Genomic DNA, 17,114 nt, shown 5'->3' with positions numbered 1-17,114 from the left:
CACATTTACCCACGCGCTGCGAACCAGGCGGGCAGGGTTTTGTGATCTTCCACCAGCACGCTTTCGATTCCCAGCGCGCGCGCCGCATCGATATTCGCCTGATTGTCATCAAAGAAGATGGCCTGGTCCGCCGTGTAACCCTCCTGCGCCAGCACATGGCTGAAAATCCGCGCTTCCGGTTTACGCATGCCGAGCTCCTGCGACATATAGACGCGATCGGCAGCCTGCTGCACTTCCGGATAGTGCGTCGGCCAGAATTCAAAATGCAGCTGGTTGGTGTTGGAAAGGATCACCACGCGTTCGCCGCGGGCGCGAAGCTGGTTCATGATCGCCAGCGTCTCCGGGCGAACGCCGACAAACACGGCCTGCCAGCCGGCGGTAAACTGCTCATAGCTCAGGGCAATATCGAGCTGCTCGCAAAGGCGCTCGGCAAATTCCGGGTCGCTGATCTCGCCCCGTTCATGTTGTTCAAACGCTTCATCCATGCTGAAGCGACTCTGCAGCGTGGCCAGCGGCACACGGCCTAAATCACTCCAGACGCCCAGTACGCGATTGAAGTCGATATCAACAATCACGTTACCCAAATCAAAGATGTACAGCATGACGCCTCTCCTCTGTGCTTCCGGGATCATTCACTCTAGCGGCAAAAAGCGTAGCTGAACAGGGAGCATTCGGGGAAAAAGGCGGGCAACAGAAACAAAAAAGCCCCGCAGTGCGGGGCCTGATAACAGAACGTATCGTTTACTCTTTACCGCCGCGAGACGCGCGTTTGCGATCGTTCTCGGTCAGGTGACGTTTACGGATACGGACTGACTGTGGCGTAACTTCAACCAGTTCGTCATCATCGATGAACTCGATCGCCTGCTCCAGCGTCATTTTCTGTGGCGGAACCAGCGTCGTCGCCTCATCGGTACCTGACGCACGCATGTTGGTCAGTTTCTTACCGGTCAGACAGTTTACCGTCAGGTCGTTAGAGCGGCTGTGAATACCGATGATCTGGCCTTCATAAACCTCTGCACCGTGACCCAGGAACAGCTTACCGCGATCCTGCAGACCAAACAGAGCAAACGCAACGGCTTTACCCTGACCGTTAGAGATCAGAACGCCGTTCTGACGCTGACCGACTTCGCCCGGACGCACGTCGTCGTAGTGGCTGAAAGTCGAGTAGAGCAGACCGGTACCGGAGGTCATGGTCATGAATTCGTTACGGAAGCCGATAAGACCACGGCTTGGGATCACGTAGTCGAGACGTACGCGGCCTTTGCCATCCGGATCCATGTTTTTCATGTCGCCTTTACGCTCACCCATCGCCTGCATCACTGAGCCCTGATGGGTCTCTTCGATATCGAGGGTAACGTTCTCAAACGGCTCCTGCTTGCGGCCTTCATGCTCACGGAAGATAACTTTCGGACGGGATACCGCCAGCTCAAAGCCTTCACGACGCATGTTTTCGATCAGAACGGAAAGGTGCAGCTCACCACGACCTGATACGCGGAACGCATCAGCATCTTCGGTCTCTTCAACGCGCAGTGCAACGTTGTGTACCAGCTCTTTGTTCAGGCGATCCAGGATCTGACGTGAAGTAACGTATTTACCTTCTTTACCGCAGAACGGTGAGGTATTGACGTTAAAGAACATGGTCACGGTAGGCTCATCCACGCTCAGCGCCGGCAGCGCCTCTACATTCTGCGTGTCGCAGATGGTATCGGAGATGTTCAGTTCACCCAGACCGGTAACGGCAATGATGTCGCCCGCTTCTGCCAGATCGCTGTCAATACGCTCCAGACCCAGATGCGTCAGCACTTTACCCACTTTCGCGTTGCGGGTTTTGCCTTCGCTATCAATCACAGTAACCTGCTGGTTCGGCTTGATTTTACCGCGCTTGATGCGGCCGATACCGATAACGCCCAGGTAGTTGTTGTAGTCCAGCTGAGAGATCTGCATCTGCAGCGGCGCATCAGCTTCAACCTGCGGCGGAGAAACGTGATCGACGATTGCCTGATACAGCGGGGTCATGTCATCAGCCATATCGGTGTGTTCCAGACCTGCAATACCATTCAGCGCTGATGCGTAAATGATAGGGAAGTCCAGCTGCTCGTCAGTCGCGTCGAGGTTAACGAACAGGTCGAATACCTGGTCTACAACCCAGTCAGGACGCGCGCCTGGACGGTCAATTTTGTTGATAACAACAATAGGTTTCAGACCGTGGGCAAAGGCTTTCTTGGTTACGAAGCGAGTTTGCGGCATAGGGCCATCCATCGCATCAACAACCAGCAGCACCGAATCCACCATGGACATGACGCGCTCTACTTCACCACCGAAGTCGGCGTGTCCCGGGGTATCAACGATGTTGATACGGTAGTCGTTCCATTTGATGGCGGTGTTTTTTGCGAGGATGGTAATTCCACGCTCTTTTTCCAAATCATTGGAATCCATCACACGTTCAGTCGCTTCGGTACGAGCGTCAAAAGTACCAGACTGTTGCAGCAGTTTGTCGACCAGGGTGGTTTTTCCATGGTCAACGTGCGCGATGATGGCGATGTTACGCAAATTTTCGATCACAGCTTTGCCTCAGGCATTATAGAAATAACGCGGTATTGTACACGGATTAAGCGGAATACTGAACATGATCACAGTTTTCCCGACAATATTCTCACGCTGCTGGTTTTTAGCACCATTAGCGGTGCAAATATCTGCACTCTGCTGGCTTTGTGCACCATTTTAGTGCCATCAGCGCGCCGTTTTGCACCATAATAAAGCAATACGTCTGTTCTGGTGCAGCTGCTGATGCACCGCAGCGCGCCGCACAGCGCTATTTATTGCACTTAAAAAAAGTTGGCACAGAATTCGCTTTATCTTTTTTAAGTGCAAACGACAGTGGCCTGATGGCTGAATAGCTTGCCGGGATCTTAGTCAGGGGTGGTCAGTAGTCGTGACACATTCCAGGCATTTTGAGTTCTCTCACCACGACAACAGATGACCATTTCCAGGAGAGTTGAGTATGTCCGCTGAACACGTTCTCTCGATGATGAACGAGCATGAAGTTAAGTTCGTCGATCTGCGTTTTACCGATACCAAAGGTAAAGAACAGCACGTCACCATTCCTGCTCACCAGGTTAACGCAGACTTCTTTGAAGAAGGTAAAATGTTCGATGGTTCATCCATCGGTGGCTGGAAAGGCATTAACGAATCAGACATGGTGCTGATGCCGGATGCCACCACTGCGGTGATGGACCCGTTCTTCGAAGACCCGACCCTCATCATCCGGTGTGACATCCTCGAGCCAGGCACGCTGCAGGGTTACGATCGCGATCCGCGCTCCATCGCCAAGCGCGCTGAAGAGTACCTGCGCGCTTCCGGTATTGCTGACACCGTGCTGTTTGGACCTGAGCCAGAGTTTTTCCTGTTTGACGATATCCGTTTCGGTTCATCGACTTCAGGTTCACACGTTGCTATCGATGATATCGAAGCGTGCTGGAACACCGGCAAAGCGTACGAAGGCGGCAACAAAGGCCACCGTCCGGGTCTGAAAGGCGGCTACTTCCCGGTACCACCGGTTGACTCCTCTCAGGATATCCGTTCTGCCATGTGTCTGACCATGGAGCAGATGGGTCTGGTTGTAGAAGCACATCACCACGAAGTGGCAACCGCTGGTCAGAACGAAGTGGCAACCCGCTTCAACACCATGACCAAAAAAGCGGATGAAATTCAGATTTATAAGTATGTCGTGCACAACGTTGCGCACGCCTACGGCAAGACCGCAACCTTTATGCCAAAACCGATGTTTGGTGATAATGGCTCCGGTATGCACTGCCATATGTCGCTCTCTAAAGGTGGCGTAAACCTGTTCTCTGGCGATAAGTACGGCGGCCTCTCTGAAACCGCGCTGTTCTACATCGGCGGTGTGATCAAGCACGCTAAAGCGATTAACGCCCTGGCTAACCCAACCACCAACTCCTACAAGCGTCTGGTGCCGGGTTATGAAGCGCCGGTTATGCTCGCTTACTCCGCGCGTAACCGCTCAGCCTCCATCCGTATTCCGGTGGTTGCCAGCCCGAAAGCCCGCCGTATTGAAGCGCGCTTCCCGGATCCAGCGGCTAACCCATACCTGGCGTTTACTGCGCTGCTGATGGCTGGCCTCGACGGCATCATCAATAAAATCCATCCTGGCGATGCGATGGACAAAAACCTCTACGATCTGCCGCCGGAAGAAGAAGCGGAGATCCCGAAAGTAGCCGGTTCTCTGGAAGAAGCACTGAACGCGCTGAATGAAGATCGCGAGTTCCTGACCCGCGGCGGCGTATTCACTGATGACGCTATCGATGCTTATATCGAACTGCGCAAGCCAGATGTTGATCGCGTTCGCATGACGCCACACCCGGTTGAATTTGAACTCTACTACAGCGTTTAAATGGCCATTCACCTCTTTTGTCCGCCAGGCCGGGCAAAAGAGGACAACGTTTTTTTGTTGCCGTGGAAACTTTAGCCCATCTCCGGATGGGTTTTTTTCACCGCAAAATTGCCGTTATCGGGGAGTTTTCCATCCCAAAACGCTATAGTGCACCCATTTGGTGCAGAGGATCGTGGTATGGTTGCTGGCTCACTGCCCGACGCAGGGCAGATTCTCAACTCCCTGATAAACAGTATTCTGCTGGTCGATGACGGGCTGGTGATCCACTATGCCAATCCGGCTGCGCAGCAGCTGCTGGCGCAGAGTTCGCGTAAGCTGTTCGGTACGCCGCTGCCGGAGCTGACCGGCTACTTTTCGCTCAATCTTGACGTGATGCGCGAGAGCCTGGCCGCAGGCCAGGGCTTTACCGACAGCGAAGTCACGCTGGTGGTCGATGGACGCGCGCACATCATGTCGCTGACCGCGCAGCGTCTGCCGGACGGCCTGATCCTGCTGGAGATGGCGCCGATGGACAACCAGCGCCGGCTCAGCCAGGAGCAGATCCAGCATGCTCAGCAGGTTGCCGCACGCGATTTAGTGCGCGGCCTGGCGCATGAGATTAAAAACCCGCTTGGCGGCCTGCGCGGCGCGGCACAGCTGCTGTCGCGCGCGCTACCTGACCCGTCGCTGAACGAATACACCAACGTTATCATCGAGCAGGCAGACCGGCTGCGCAACCTGGTCGATCGTCTGCTGGGCCCGCAGCAGCCGGGGCTGCACGTTACGCAGAGCATTCATCAGGTGGCGGAGCGCGTGGTCAAGCTGGTCTCGATGGAGCTGCCGGACAACATAACGCTGGTACGCGACTACGATCCCAGCCTGCCGGAGCTGCCGCACGATCCTGACCAGATTGAACAGGTGCTGCTTAACGTCGTACGCAATGCGCTGCAGGCGCTCGGCGCAGAGGGCGGTACCATCGTGCTGCGTACGCGTACCGCTTTTCAGCTGACGCTGCACGGCACGCGCTACCGGCTGGTGGCGCGTATTGATGTGGAAGATAACGGGCCGGGCATACCGGCACAGCTGCAGGATACGCTGTTCTATCCCATGGTCAGCGGACGCGAAGGGGGTACTGGTCTCGGACTCTCTATCGCCCGCAGCCTGATCGATCAGCACTCCGGAAAAATTGAATTTAACAGTTGGCCAGGTCACACCGAGTTTTCGGTCTACCTGCCCATTCGCCAGTGAGGTTTCTATGCAACGAGGGATAGTCTGGATCGTCGATGACGATAGCTCCATCCGCTGGGTGCTTGAACGCGCGCTCACTGGAGCCGGTTTAAGCTGCGCGACGTTTGACAGCGCCAGTGAGGTGCTGGATGCACTCGCCAGCAAAACCCCGGACGTACTATTGTCAGATATTCGCATGCCGGGCATGGATGGCCTGGCGCTACTGAAGCAGATCAAGCAGCGTCATCCGATGCTGCCGGTCATCATTATGACGGCGCACTCCGATCTTGATGCCGCCGTCAGTGCCTATCAGCAGGGCGCATTTGATTATCTGCCCAAGCCGTTTGATATCGATGAGGCGGTAGCGCTGGTCGAGCGCGCCATCAGCCACTATCAGGAGCAGCAGCAGCCGCGTAATCAGCCCGTCAGCGGTCCGACAACCGACATCATTGGCGAAGCGCCGGCGATGCAGGATGTGTTCCGTATTATTGGCCGTCTGTCACGCTCCTCCATCAGCGTGCTGATTAACGGTGAGTCGGGAACCGGTAAAGAGCTGGTCGCGCATGCGCTGCACCGCCACAGCCCGCGCGCCAAGGCGCCTTTTATCGCGCTGAATATGGCGGCGATCCCGAAAGACCTGATTGAATCTGAACTGTTCGGGCATGAAAAAGGCGCGTTTACCGGCGCCAATCAGATCCGCCAGGGGCGCTTTGAACAGGCTGATGGCGGCACGCTGTTTCTTGATGAAATTGGCGATATGCCGCTGGATGTGCAGACGCGTCTGCTGCGCGTGCTGGCAGACGGTCAGTTCTATCGCGTGGGCGGCTACGCGCCGGTAAAAGTGGACGTGCGCATTATTGCCGCCACGCATCAGAACCTTGAGCTGCGCGTGCAGGAAGGCAAATTCCGTGAGGATCTGTTCCACCGCCTCAATGTCATTCGGGTACATCTTCCGCCGCTGCGTGAGCGCCGCGAAGATATTCCGCGTCTGGCACGCTACTTCCTGCAGGTTGCCGCACGCGAGCTGGGCGTTGAGGCTAAAATCCTGCATCCGGAAACGGAAACGGCGCTGACCCGCCTGCACTGGTCGGGCAACGTGCGCCAGCTGGAGAACACCTGCCGCTGGCTGACGGTCATGGCCGCCGGTCAGGAAGTGCTGATTCAGGATCTGCCGCCGGAGCTGTTTGAATCCGCCACGCCTGACAGCCCGGTGCAGTCGCTGCCGGACAGCTGGGCCACGCTGCTGGCGCAGTGGGCCGATCGCGCGCTGCGTTCCGGTCATCAGAACCTGTTATCTGAAGCGCAGCCGGAGATGGAGCGTACGCTGCTGACCACGGCGCTGCGTCACACCCAGGGGCATAAACAGGAAGCGGCACGCCTGCTTGGCTGGGGGCGCAATACGCTGACGCGCAAACTTAAAGAGCTGGGCATGGAGTAACGCTGCGACATCAGCGGCGCTTCTGCTGATTTTTTGCACGCACAGGCTGTACAGACCGTTACCGGTGAGTATGATATTCGCGGTAATCGGGAGAGAAGTATCATGCTGCAATCTGTCATGCTGACAATAGCGCATAATCTGGCAGCCATTGGCAGCGCGGTGGCCCATTCGCCGCAGACTGCGCTGGCTGCTGTGGTATGCGCCATTACGGCGAGCCTGTTCAGTTAATAGCAAGGGAGCGTATGCTCCCTTTGTTATTCAGATGATCCGGGAATAGTGCGGCTGGCGACTTTTCTGCCGCAGGTAGCGATCGAAACACATGCAGACAGAGCGGATCAGCAGACGACCGCGACCGGTCACCGTCAGCCGCCGCCTCTCACAGCAAACCAGCCCCTCCGCCACCAGCGGAGCCAGCAGCGCCAGATCGTCGGCAAAATAGTCCTCAAACACGATCGGCCACTGCGCTTCCACGGCGGCAAAATCGAGCGTGAAGTTGCAGATAAGCTGTTTAATCACCTCACGCCGCAGACGATCGTCATCCGTCAGTTTCAATCCGCGCCACAGCGCGCTACCCTGCTGTTCCACCTCTGCATACCACTCATTCAGCGCTTTCCGGTTCTGCGCATAGCTGTCGCCCAGCATGCTGATGGCAGATACGCCCAGCCCCAGCAGATCGCTCTCACCGTGCGTGGTGTAGCCCTGAAAATTGCGGTGCAGCAGGCCGCTGCGCTGCGCGATCGCCAGATCATCATCCGGCCGGGCGAAGTGGTCCATCCCGATAAACCGGTAACCTGCGGCGGTCAGTGTGGCAATGCTCTGCTGCAGGATCAGCAGCTTTTGCGCGCCGTCGGGCAGGTCTGCTGCTTTGATTTTGCGCTGCGCCGCAAACAGCGCCGGCATATGCGCATAGCTGAACAGGCTCAGACGGTCGGGAGCGAGCGCGATCACCCGCTGCAGCGTCAGCGCAAACCGTTCCGCACTCTGCAGCGGCAGACCGTAGATCAGATCGAAACTGACCGAACGAAAACCCTGTTCGCGCGCGCGCTTTACCAGCGCACCAATGGCCGCTTCATCCTGTATCCGGTTAATGCGCGCCTGCACCGCCCGATCAAAATCCTGGATCCCGATGCTCAGACGGTTGAATCCTTCCGTCCGCAGATGATCGATCGTGGCCGGCGCGATCTCACGCGGATCGATTTCGATCGACATTTCAGCATCATCCGTTATCGCGAAGTGATGCCGCAGCAGCGCCATCAGCCGGCTTATCTGCGCTCCGTCAAGAAAGGTCGGCGTGCCACCGCCCCAGTGCAGCTGTGTCACCCGGCGACCGGCAAACAGCGGAGCACGACAGGCAATCTCCTGCGCCAGCGCATTCAGATAGCGATCAGCTTTTTGCCGCTGGCGCGTCACTATTTTATTGCAGCCGCAGAAGTAACACAGTTTGTGGCAGAACGGGATATGCACGTAAAGAGAGAGCGGCCGGTGAGGATAACGGGTAGCAGCCTGCTCAAAATCTGCGGCGCGAAAAGTTTCGCTGAATTCCGGCGCGGTAGGATAGGAGGTATAACGCGGGCCTGAGCCGCTGTATTTCTCCACCAGCTGCTGATCCCATTCTATCTGCTGCGCGGTCATGCTTACCTCTTTCGGTGGCGTGTGGTCCGGAAAGGTCGCGCAGAAGGGTCAGTGAAGCGGTGAAGAGAACGCCGCCGTAAACGCGACTTCAGGCGCGACAGGCGGCGTAGTTTAAACAATAACCAGAGGATATAACATGTGAGCAGCAGCGCTAAAATTGATCCAGGCCAAAACATTGTCGAATACCTGTTCAGCGCGGCATGCGATACGGCGCATGCCGTCCGGTAACGGGATTACTGCCCTTTCAGCAGGCGCATCATATCTTCTTCAGCCTGTTCATCTTCGGCGTCATCATCCAGCGCGATCCCCAGCGTTTCCATCAGCTCATCGATGCGGTCCAGCGTCTCATCCAGCCACGCCTGGTCTTCACCGCTCAGCGTCTCGCCTTTTTCCAGGCGATCGAGCAGCGTGTCGAGACGTTCATCGTTCTCCAGCTTCGCCAGCTCCTCTTCAGGCGTCAGGCGTACTTTCTGCGCTTTCGCTTTGGGCTGAGGTGCCGCTTTTGTCACGGGCTGCGTTTTGCCGTCAGCCACCAGCGCCACCGGTTTTTTGCTGCCAATGCGGGCATCGCTGCTTTTTTTAGTCTGTGCGCTGCCGCTGCTCTGCGCCGTCGGGCTGGTGCGGCTGCCCGATTTATGGCCGCTGTGCTTTTTATCGCGTTTACGATCGCGCGCTTCCTGATTCAGTTCTTCACGCGATTTACGTTTGGCTTTAGCAGCGGGTTTGCCACGCTGGGCGGGTGCAGGTTGCTTCATGATGTCCGGTCTCAGTGATGCCTGGTGAGTTCAGTATAGAATTGCGGCGAAATCTAGCAGAAAGCAGACAAAGAAAAAAGGCGATAGCTTTTGCTATCGCCTTATTTCGCACCTTCGTACGAAGGAAACTCTGAATAAATCCTTTACGGCTCTCAACGTCCCGGTCGCTCCGTCGCCATATCGCTCCTGCGAGTAATCCCTGTCCATTCCCGATTCCTGCCTGAATCGTACTCCTGCCATGCTCCTGGTCTTCCGGACACTCCTGAGCGCATCATCCTGATGGGTGCTGCCTTGCACTGACACCAAATGTAGACGAAAGTGCCAAATCAACAAGTAAGGTATTGCTCTTTTTTAGAGAGAAAAGAGTAAAATAATGCTCAATTCTTTGTATTTTAATGAGAAAAAAATATTGAACTTTTTATATTTAAGCTAAAACTGGCAGCAAAAATCGGCGATCTCTTACACGATTTGTCAGGGCTACGGCTGTCGGGTACTTTTGCGCCATAACAGGTATAATCAGCGCCATTAGTCCGTATCTATCAGCTGGAGTCTATTTTGTCTGCTTTGAATTATCACATCACTCACTTCATGCTCAGTGCGCCAGATATCCGTCATCTGCCGGCCGACACGGGTATTGAAGTAGCCTTTGCCGGTCGCTCAAATGCAGGCAAATCCAGTGCGCTTAATACCCTGACCAACCAGAAAAGTCTGGCGCGCACCAGTAAAACGCCGGGGCGCACTCAGCTTATCAACCTGTTTGAAGTGGTTGAAGGCAAACGTCTGGTGGATCTGCCCGGCTACGGCTATGCCGAAGTGCCTGAGGAGATGAAACGTAAATGGCAGCGTGCGCTGGCAGAGTATCTGCAGAAGCGGCAGGCGCTGAAAGGGCTGGTGGTGCTGATGGATATTCGCCATCCGCTTAAAGATCTCGATCAGCAGATGATTGAGTGGGCCGTAAGCAGCAATATTCCGGTACTGGTGCTGCTGACCAAAGCGGACAAGCTCGCCTCTGGCGCACGTAAAGCGCAGCTCAACATGGTGCGCGAAGCCGCGCTGGGCTTTATGGGCGACGTGCAGGTTGAGATGTTCTCTTCGCTGAAAAAGCTGGGCGTGGACAAGGTACGTCAGAAACTGGATACCTGGTTCAGCGAACTTGAGCCGGCCCGTGAAGGTGACGCAGATAACCAGCCGGCTGAGTAACGGCAGCGTTGCCGGGTGAAAAAAGCCCAATAAAAAACGCCCCAGTCATAACTGACTGGGGCGCTAAATATTCAGCCAAATCCGATTACGTGAAGTAAAAGGTCTGAAAGATAGAACATCTTACCTCTGTACCCTACGCGACGAACTTTACCTGATTTTTTCTGACCGACAAAGGATTTTTTGTGATCCAATTTCAGCTTTTGACATAATTTTTACCAGCTCCGTCACACTTTCGCACAGCGGCTGTAGTTTAATTTCCAAAAAAATGTTTAACAGGCAGCGAGTTAGATTAGTGCGCCTGATCCCAGTTATCACCGACACCCACTTCCACCAGCAGCGGTACATCCAGCGACATACTGCTCTCCATCAGCTGACGGATTTTCTCGCTGGCGCTCTCTACCGCGTCTTTGTGGATCTCAAATACCAGTTCATCGTGTACCTGCATGATCATCTTCACATCATCACTGTTCTGCTGCTGCAGCCAGCCATCCACGGCAATCATCGCCCGCTTGATGATATCCGCTGCAGTGCCCTGCATCGGCGCATTAATGGCCGCCCGCTCAGCGGCTTTGCGGCGGATAGCGTTGCTGGATTTGATATCCGGCAGCCACAGACGACGCCCGTCCAGCGTCTCTACGTAACCTTTAGACGCCGCCTGATCGCGGGTCTTTTCCATATAGCGCAGTACGCCCGGATAGCGTTCGAAGTAGAGATCCATATATTTCTTCGCTTCACCGGCACCGATGTTCAGCTGACGCGAGAGGCCAAACGCACTCATGCCGTAAATCAGGCCGAAGTTAATCGCTTTGGCGCTGCGGCGCTGCTCAGCTGAGACCTTTTCCAGCGGGGCACCAAACACTTCCGCTGCCGTGGCGCGGTGAATATCTTCTCCCTGCGCAAAGGCCTCCAGCAGACCTTTATCCTGCGACAGATGCGCCATGATGCGCAGCTCAATCTGAGAATAGTCTGCAGCAACAATGCGTTTATCTGCACCGGCGATAAAGGCCTGACGGATCCGGCGCCCTTCTTCGTTGCGAACCGGAATGTTCTGCAGGTTCGGATCGGTTGAGGAGAGCCGGCCGGTCGCCGTGACCGCCTGATGATAAGAGGTGTGAACGCGTCCTGAGACCGGATTGATCATCTGCGGCAGTTTATCGGTGTAGGTAGATTTCAGCTTCGACAGCCCGCGATGTTCCAGGATGACTTTTGGCAGCGGATAATCAAGCGCCAGCTCGGCCAGCACCTCTTCACTGGTTGAGGGCGCGCCGCCCGGCGTCTTTTTCGTGGGCTTGATGCCCTGCTTTTCAAACAGGATGGTCTGCAGCTGTTTGGTGGAAGAGAGGTTAAACGGCTCTCCCGCCAGTTCATGCGCCTTCAGTTCCAGCTCAGAGAGGCGGGTCGTCAGCTCCTGCGAATGTCTGGCGAGGATATTCTGATCGATAAGCACGCCGTTACGCTCAATGCGCGAAATCACCGTAACCAGAGGCATTTCGATATCGGTGAAGACCTGTTTCGGGCCCGCCTCCTGCTCCAGTTTTGGCCACATCTGCTGATGCAGCTGCAGCGTCACATCGGCATCTTCCGCCGCATAGTGCGCCGCCTGCTCCAGCGCAATTTGGTTAAACGTGAGCTGATTTTTACCTTTGCCGGCGATCTCTGTGAACGTGACCGTCTTGTGATTCAGCCAGCGCGCAGAGAGGCTATCCATATCATGCTTGCCGCCAACGCTGTTCAGGCAGTAGGACTCCAGCATGGTGTCAAACCGGATGCCGCGCAGCTCAATACCGTAATTTTTCAGCACGCCGCGATCGTATTTCAGGTTCTGCCCCACTTTCGCCGCGCGTTCATCCTCCAGCAACGGCTTTAATTTCGCCAGCACGTCAGTGCGATCGAGCTGATCGGGTGCGTCAAGATAGTCATGCGCAACCGGCAGGTAGGCAGCTTCCCCAGGGGCGACAGCAAACGCGATACCAACAATGGTGGCGCTGAGCGTATCGAGTGAATCCGTTTCGAGATCGAATGCAAACACCTCAGCCTGCTTCAGCTTATCGAGCCAGGCGCTAAAGGTTGCCTCATCAAGGATAGTGACATACCCGTCCGCGGAGAGCACGCTGGTAGCTTCCGCAGCCTCAGGCTCATCAGCCAGAGCGCTCTGCGCCTGCACATTACTCTTTTTGCCCTGCAGCCACTTACCTTCCTGCAGATCGGCCTGCCAGCGCCGGAATTCAAAGCGGGCAAACAGCGTCTGCAGCGTCTCAACGTCAGGCTGGTTTACCGTCAGTTGATCGTAACTGACCTCCAGCGGCACATCGGTTTTAATGGTCGCCAGCTGGTAAGAGAGAAAGGCCACATCGCGGTTCTGTTCGAGTTTAGCCGCCATGGTTTTCGCGCCGCGGAATGACAGACTGGACACTTTGTCGAGGTTGTCATAAATGGCGTGCATACCACCCAGCCCCTGCAGCAGCGCCTGTGCGGTCTTCTCTCCCACGCCGGGTACGCCGGGAATGTTATCGGAGCTGTCGCCCATCATCGCCAGAAAATCGATGATCAGTGCCGGCGGCACACCATATTTCTCTTCAACCTCTTCCGGTCCCAGTACGGTATTGCTCATGGTATTGATCAGTGTGATCTCTGGCGTGACCAGCTGCGCCATATCTTTATCACCGGTACTGATCAGTACGCTGCGCCCCTGTTTGCCCGCTTCCAGTGCCAGCGTACCGATAACATCGTCTGCCTCCACGCCCGATACAGCCAGCAGCGGCAGCCCCATCGCTTTTACCATCTCATGCAGCGGTGCTATCTGCGCACGCAGATCGTCAGGCATCGGCGGACGATGAGATTTGTAGTGTTCAAACAGTTCGTCGCGGAAGGTTTTTCCTTTCGCATCGAAGACCACAGCCACATGGCTGGGCTGATACTGCATCAACAGACTTTTCAGCATGTTGAGCACACCATACATCGCGCCGGTCGGTTCGCCCGCGCTGTTGGTCAGTGGCGGAAAGGCATGATATGCACGGTAGAGATAAGAGGATCCGTCTACCAGAATCAGGGGATTTTCTGCGATTTTCGCCATAGTGTTAAGGTTTCTTCGTTGCGAGATTCAGGCTTATAAGGATGCCACAACCTGAGAAAAATGTTGAATGAACACGGGAGAGAGGGGCTTTTTTTCACGGTTATCAAACGTGGATCGCAACGATCTTTCTGTGGATAACTTTGTGCGCAAATTTCATAAGGCGCTATTTTTTTAGCATGAGAAAAATAATAAGCAGATAATAACTATTTATTTACAACAGGTTAATAAGTTGCCGTGACGCAGAACGCGATTTTGAAAACGCGATCGTCCATGTGGATATCACTACAGAGTGCAGGAAGGAAAAAGAATAAATGAGGGTGAAGAAATAAAAAACGCTGGGGTTGCCAGCGTTTAAGGGTGTCGCGTTACTGCTTTTCAGCCAGGAACTTAACCACGTTGGCATAATCGGCGACAAAATTCTCCATAGAGCTGGTGTCGAGACCGCCGTTATTAACCATATATTTGCCGTTGACGAAAATAGCCGGAACGCCCTGCAGATTAACATCAGAAGCCGCTTTCTGCTGCTGCGCAACCAGCGCTTTCACCGCAAAGCTGTTCCAGGCAGCGTCATAATCGCCAGCTGAGATCCCTGCTGCTTTAATAAAGGTTTCTTTCAGGCTTGCCGGATCGGTGATGGTTTGCGTTTTCTGAATGCCATCAAAAATCGGTGCGGTAACTTTGCTTTCCACGCCCAGCGCCATGGCCACTGCCCAGGCATGCGTGACCACCGGGCCTAAATCACCGCCGAGAAAATCGACGTGATATTTTGTCACTTTGGTCTCAGCCGGCAGGTTCTTCTTCACCGCGTCGCTGACGTGATAAACACGTTCAAACTGATAGCAGTGCGGACAGAAAAAGGAGAAGAACTCCATGACCTGCGGTTCACCTGCCACCGGTTTCTGCAGCGTGACATACTGTTTACCGTCGGTGAACTGCGCCGCTGATACGCTAAATGCCAGCAGCATTCCCGCCAGCGCAAGCCAGATTTTTTTCATTGTTAACCTATCTCCTGAGTACGTTATTAAAATTGCGGACCAAGCCGTAATGGGGGTTCGTGCAACAGTCGCTCCTGCTCAATCAGGAGGGCAATCTGCCGGCGCCAGAAATCCTCGTCAGTCATCCAGGGAAACGCACGCGGAAAAGCGGGATCCTGCCAGCGGCGTACGACCCAGGCCAGATAATAAACCATGCGCATGGCGCGTAAAGACTCAATCAGTGTCAATTCATGTAAATCGAAATCACCGAACTCGTTATACGCCTCTATCAGGATATCCCACTGAATGCGCTGCTCCTGCCGGTCGCCGTTTATCAGCATCCAGAGATCCTGCACGGCCGGACCGGTGCGCGCGTCATCCAGATCAACAAACATCGGGCCGTCGCGCCACAAAATATTGCCCGGATGACAGTCACCGTGCAGGCGCAGCGGCTGCCACTTTGTATGCCAGCTCTGCTGCAGCGTGATAAAAAGGCTATCCAGCGCCTTCAGTAAGCTCTCTTTAAGCCTTGCTGGCACCAGCTCGCTGTGCGCCAGCGTCTGCTGTGGCTGCCGGATATACTCCTCAAGACCCAGCGTCGGACGCCGGACAAAAGGTTTACGGCAGCCGGTCTGATGCATGCGGCCGAGGAAACGTCCTGTCCACTCCATCTGTTCTTCGTTATCCGTTTCATACTGACGACCGCCAACGCTGGGAAACACGGCAAACAAAAATCCGGCATGCTGGTTAAGCGTGCTGCCCTGTAACGTAAGCGGTGCCGCTACCGGCACGTCGTCATTCAGCAGATCCAGCGACAGCGCATGCTCTTCAAGGATCTGTTCCCGGCTCCAGCGCTGCGGACGATAGAACTTAGCGACGTAGCGCCGGTTTTCATCATCGCTGAACTGGTAAACGCGGTTTTCGTAGCTGTTCAGTGCCGTTAAGCCTGACTCCACCCGCAGCCCGGTATCCCATAAAGCATCGAGGATGGCATCCGGATCCAGCGTATGAAAATTAAAGGCAGCGTCGTTCATTTTCGGCCCTGTATGTTACCTTTGCAGTAGATGCGCAAGGATAGCACTACTCGTCAGCCTTGATCACACCGCGTGCGCGTAACAGTGCCGTTTTAAAATCTGCTTCGTAATCTTTTCTGATACCGGGTATTTCTGTCGTGCTGTCGGCATCACGCATTTTGAGATGGTAAATCAATATGTCGTCGCGTAATTCACTTAACGGGCCATGAAAGCCCGCCTCCTGCGCCAGCTTGTGTAAAAAGGCCAGCAGGTGACATTCTGGCTCCTGCTGCCAGGCAGGCTGCAGAAGCGCAATCAGTTCGTTAAGACGATGGTTTTTCATAGCGGATCCCTCATCACACTGCTTTACACTGCATGGGTTCATTAAAGGAGATAACCATGCCCGTATTTACCGGCGTTATTCTGGCAGGCGGCCAGGGTAGTCGTATGGGAGGCCGTGATAAGGGGCTGGTGCAGCTGCACAATCAGCCTCTTTATCAGCATGTTCTGCAGCGACTGCAGCCACAGGTAGATAGTGTGCTGATCAGCGCTAACCGGCACCTTGATCAATATCAGTTAAGCGGCTGTAAGGTGATAACCGACACATTACCTGACTGGCCCGGACCGCTGGCAGGTATGCTGAGCGGGTTACGCCATAGCCAGAGTGAGTGGGTCGTTTTCTGCGCCTGTGATACACCCTATATACCTCAGGATTTCGTTCTGCGGCTGTGGCAACAGCGCGCAGAAGCGCCGGCGGTCTGGGTCAGGTCAGCCATGCGCGATCATCCGGTGCTGGCTCTGCTTAACCGGGCGCTGGCTGATGAACTCGCCACCTATCTCGCTCGCGGCGAACGGCGTCTGATGCAGTTTTTGCGCGCCAGCGGCGGTCATGCAGTGTTGTTTGAGGAGGATGAGAGGGTGTTTCGCAATATTAATACCGCAGACGATCTGGCACAGGAGCAGGAAGAATAATGGACGTACCTCTACTCGCCATTGCCGCGTGGAGCGGTACCGGCAAGACCACACTGCTTAAATCGCTGATACCGCTATTAAAACAGCGCGGTGTGCGGACCGGTTTGATTAAACATTCTCATCATCAGCTGGAGATCGATACGCCAGGCAAGGACAGCTACGTTTTACGTAAAGCGGGCGCCGATCAGGTGATGGTTGCCAGCGAGCGGCGCTGGGCGCTGATGTGTGAAACGCCTGATGAACCCGCCTCTCTGCAACATCTGGCAGCACAGATGAACAGCGCAGCGCTGGATCTGATACTGGTTGAAGGATTCAGGGATGAGAAAGTGACAAAAATTGCACTGTGGCGGCGTGGTGTAAAAGGTGAGGCAGAAGAGTTGCTGGATGAATATGTTATTGCCGTAGCCAGCGATGAAGCACTGGCGCTGGATCTGCCGCTG

The 17,114-nt window shown here is 55.1% G+C and carries 16 protein-coding genes; 7 read left to right on the top strand and 9 right to left on the bottom strand.

Annotated elements, in window-relative coordinates:
• Positions 1-5: 5 nt before the first annotated feature.
• Positions 6-602, bottom strand: coding sequence for a glucose-1-phosphatase (yihX, locus tag HA43_RS14425; protein ID WP_039381334.1), 597 nt, complete (start codon positions 600-602; stop codon positions 6-8).
• 139 nt (positions 603-741) lie between these two features.
• The gene (gene typA / locus HA43_RS14420) at positions 742-2,562 is read right to left on the bottom strand and encodes a ribosome-dependent GTPase TypA (protein ID WP_094111954.1); all 1,821 of its coding nucleotides are present in this window, start codon (positions 2,560-2,562) and stop codon (positions 742-744) included.
• 439 nt (positions 2,563-3,001) lie between these two features.
• Here typA and glnA point away from each other — a divergent pair, with 439 nt between their 5' ends.
• From glnA to HA43_RS18805, 4 genes are all read left to right on the top strand, one after another.
• The gene (gene glnA, locus HA43_RS14410; protein ID WP_039381340.1) at positions 3,002-4,411 is read left to right on the top strand and encodes a glutamate--ammonia ligase; all 1,410 of its coding nucleotides are present in this window, start codon (positions 3,002-3,004) and stop codon (positions 4,409-4,411) included.
• A gap of 177 nt (positions 4,412-4,588) precedes the next feature.
• Complete coding sequence (gene glnL, locus HA43_RS14405) at positions 4,589-5,638, top strand: nitrogen regulation protein NR(II) (protein ID WP_039381343.1); 1,050 nt, start codon at positions 4,589-4,591, stop codon at positions 5,636-5,638.
• A 7-nt stretch (positions 5,639-5,645) separates the two neighbouring features.
• Positions 5,646-7,055 carry a nitrogen regulation protein NR(I) gene (gene glnG, locus HA43_RS14400; protein ID WP_039381345.1) on the top strand — a complete coding sequence of 470 codons (1,410 nt, stop codon included), beginning with the start codon at positions 5,646-5,648 and terminating at the stop codon, positions 7,053-7,055.
• Positions 7,056-7,157: 102 nt separating this feature from the next.
• A complete protein-coding gene (locus HA43_RS18805; protein WP_139239666.1) occupies positions 7,158-7,283 on the top strand; it encodes a YshB family small membrane protein in 126 nt (41 codons plus the stop codon).
• A 30-nt stretch (positions 7,284-7,313) separates the two neighbouring features.
• Here HA43_RS18805 and hemN read toward each other — a convergent pair whose 3' ends face one another.
• Together hemN and yihI are read right to left on the bottom strand one after the other, a co-directional pair.
• Entirely contained in the window at positions 7,314-8,687 is a 1,374-nt protein-coding gene (gene hemN, locus HA43_RS14395) for an oxygen-independent coproporphyrinogen III oxidase (protein WP_094111952.1), read from the bottom strand.
• Positions 8,688-8,920: 233 nt separating this feature from the next.
• Positions 8,921-9,442: a Der GTPase-activating protein YihI gene (yihI, locus tag HA43_RS14390; RefSeq protein WP_039381350.1), complete on the bottom strand. Its 522-nt coding sequence runs from the start codon at positions 9,440-9,442 to the stop codon at positions 8,921-8,923.
• 555 nt (positions 9,443-9,997) lie between these two features.
• On the opposite strand from yihI, the gene yihA reads away from it, so the two are divergent.
• Positions 9,998-10,642, top strand: coding sequence for a ribosome biogenesis GTP-binding protein YihA/YsxC (gene yihA / locus HA43_RS14385; protein WP_039381353.1), 645 nt, complete (start codon positions 9,998-10,000; stop codon positions 10,640-10,642).
• A gap of 71 nt (positions 10,643-10,713) precedes the next feature.
• On the opposite strand, the gene spfP is transcribed toward yihA, so the two are convergent.
• The 5 genes from spfP to HA43_RS14365 all read right to left on the bottom strand — a co-directional run bounded on the left by spfP (position 10,714) and on the right by HA43_RS14365 (position 16,045).
• Positions 10,714-10,761, bottom strand: coding sequence for a small protein SpfP (gene spfP, locus HA43_RS19480; RefSeq protein WP_071892919.1), 48 nt, complete (start codon positions 10,759-10,761; stop codon positions 10,714-10,716).
• Between the two features lie 170 nt (positions 10,762-10,931).
• On the bottom strand, positions 10,932-13,715 hold the full coding sequence (gene polA, locus HA43_RS14380) for a DNA polymerase I (protein WP_094111951.1): 2,784 nt from the start codon (positions 13,713-13,715) through the stop codon (positions 10,932-10,934).
• 365 nt (positions 13,716-14,080) lie between these two features.
• Positions 14,081-14,710: a thiol:disulfide interchange protein DsbA gene (dsbA, locus tag HA43_RS14375; protein ID WP_039381357.1), complete on the bottom strand. Its 630-nt coding sequence runs from the start codon at positions 14,708-14,710 to the stop codon at positions 14,081-14,083.
• A 26-nt stretch (positions 14,711-14,736) separates the two neighbouring features.
• Positions 14,737-15,723, bottom strand: a complete 987-nt coding sequence (locus HA43_RS14370) for a serine/threonine protein kinase (RefSeq protein WP_094111950.1) — start codon at positions 15,721-15,723, stop codon at positions 14,737-14,739.
• A gap of 46 nt (positions 15,724-15,769) precedes the next feature.
• Positions 15,770-16,045, bottom strand: a complete 276-nt coding sequence (locus HA43_RS14365; RefSeq protein ID WP_039381361.1) for a YihD family protein — start codon at positions 16,043-16,045, stop codon at positions 15,770-15,772.
• A gap of 56 nt (positions 16,046-16,101) precedes the next feature.
• Between HA43_RS14365 and mobA the strand changes: the two genes are divergently transcribed.
• Positions 16,102-16,674 carry a molybdenum cofactor guanylyltransferase MobA gene (gene mobA, locus HA43_RS14360; RefSeq protein WP_039381363.1) on the top strand — a complete coding sequence of 191 codons (573 nt, stop codon included), beginning with the start codon at positions 16,102-16,104 and terminating at the stop codon, positions 16,672-16,674.
• Positions 16,674-17,114 (top strand): molybdopterin-guanine dinucleotide biosynthesis protein MobB (mobB, locus tag HA43_RS14355; RefSeq protein ID WP_094111949.1); only part of this gene is annotated, 441 nt, incomplete at its 3' end. The genes mobA and mobB, both read left to right, overlap by 1 nt.

The sequence above is a fragment of the Pantoea eucrina genome (genome assembly GCF_002095385.1).
Taxonomy (GTDB): Bacteria; Pseudomonadota; Gammaproteobacteria; order Enterobacterales; family Enterobacteriaceae; genus Pantoea; species Pantoea eucrina.
Note: the sequence above shows the minus strand (reverse complement) of the source record. Positions and strands in the feature narration are given on the sequence as shown.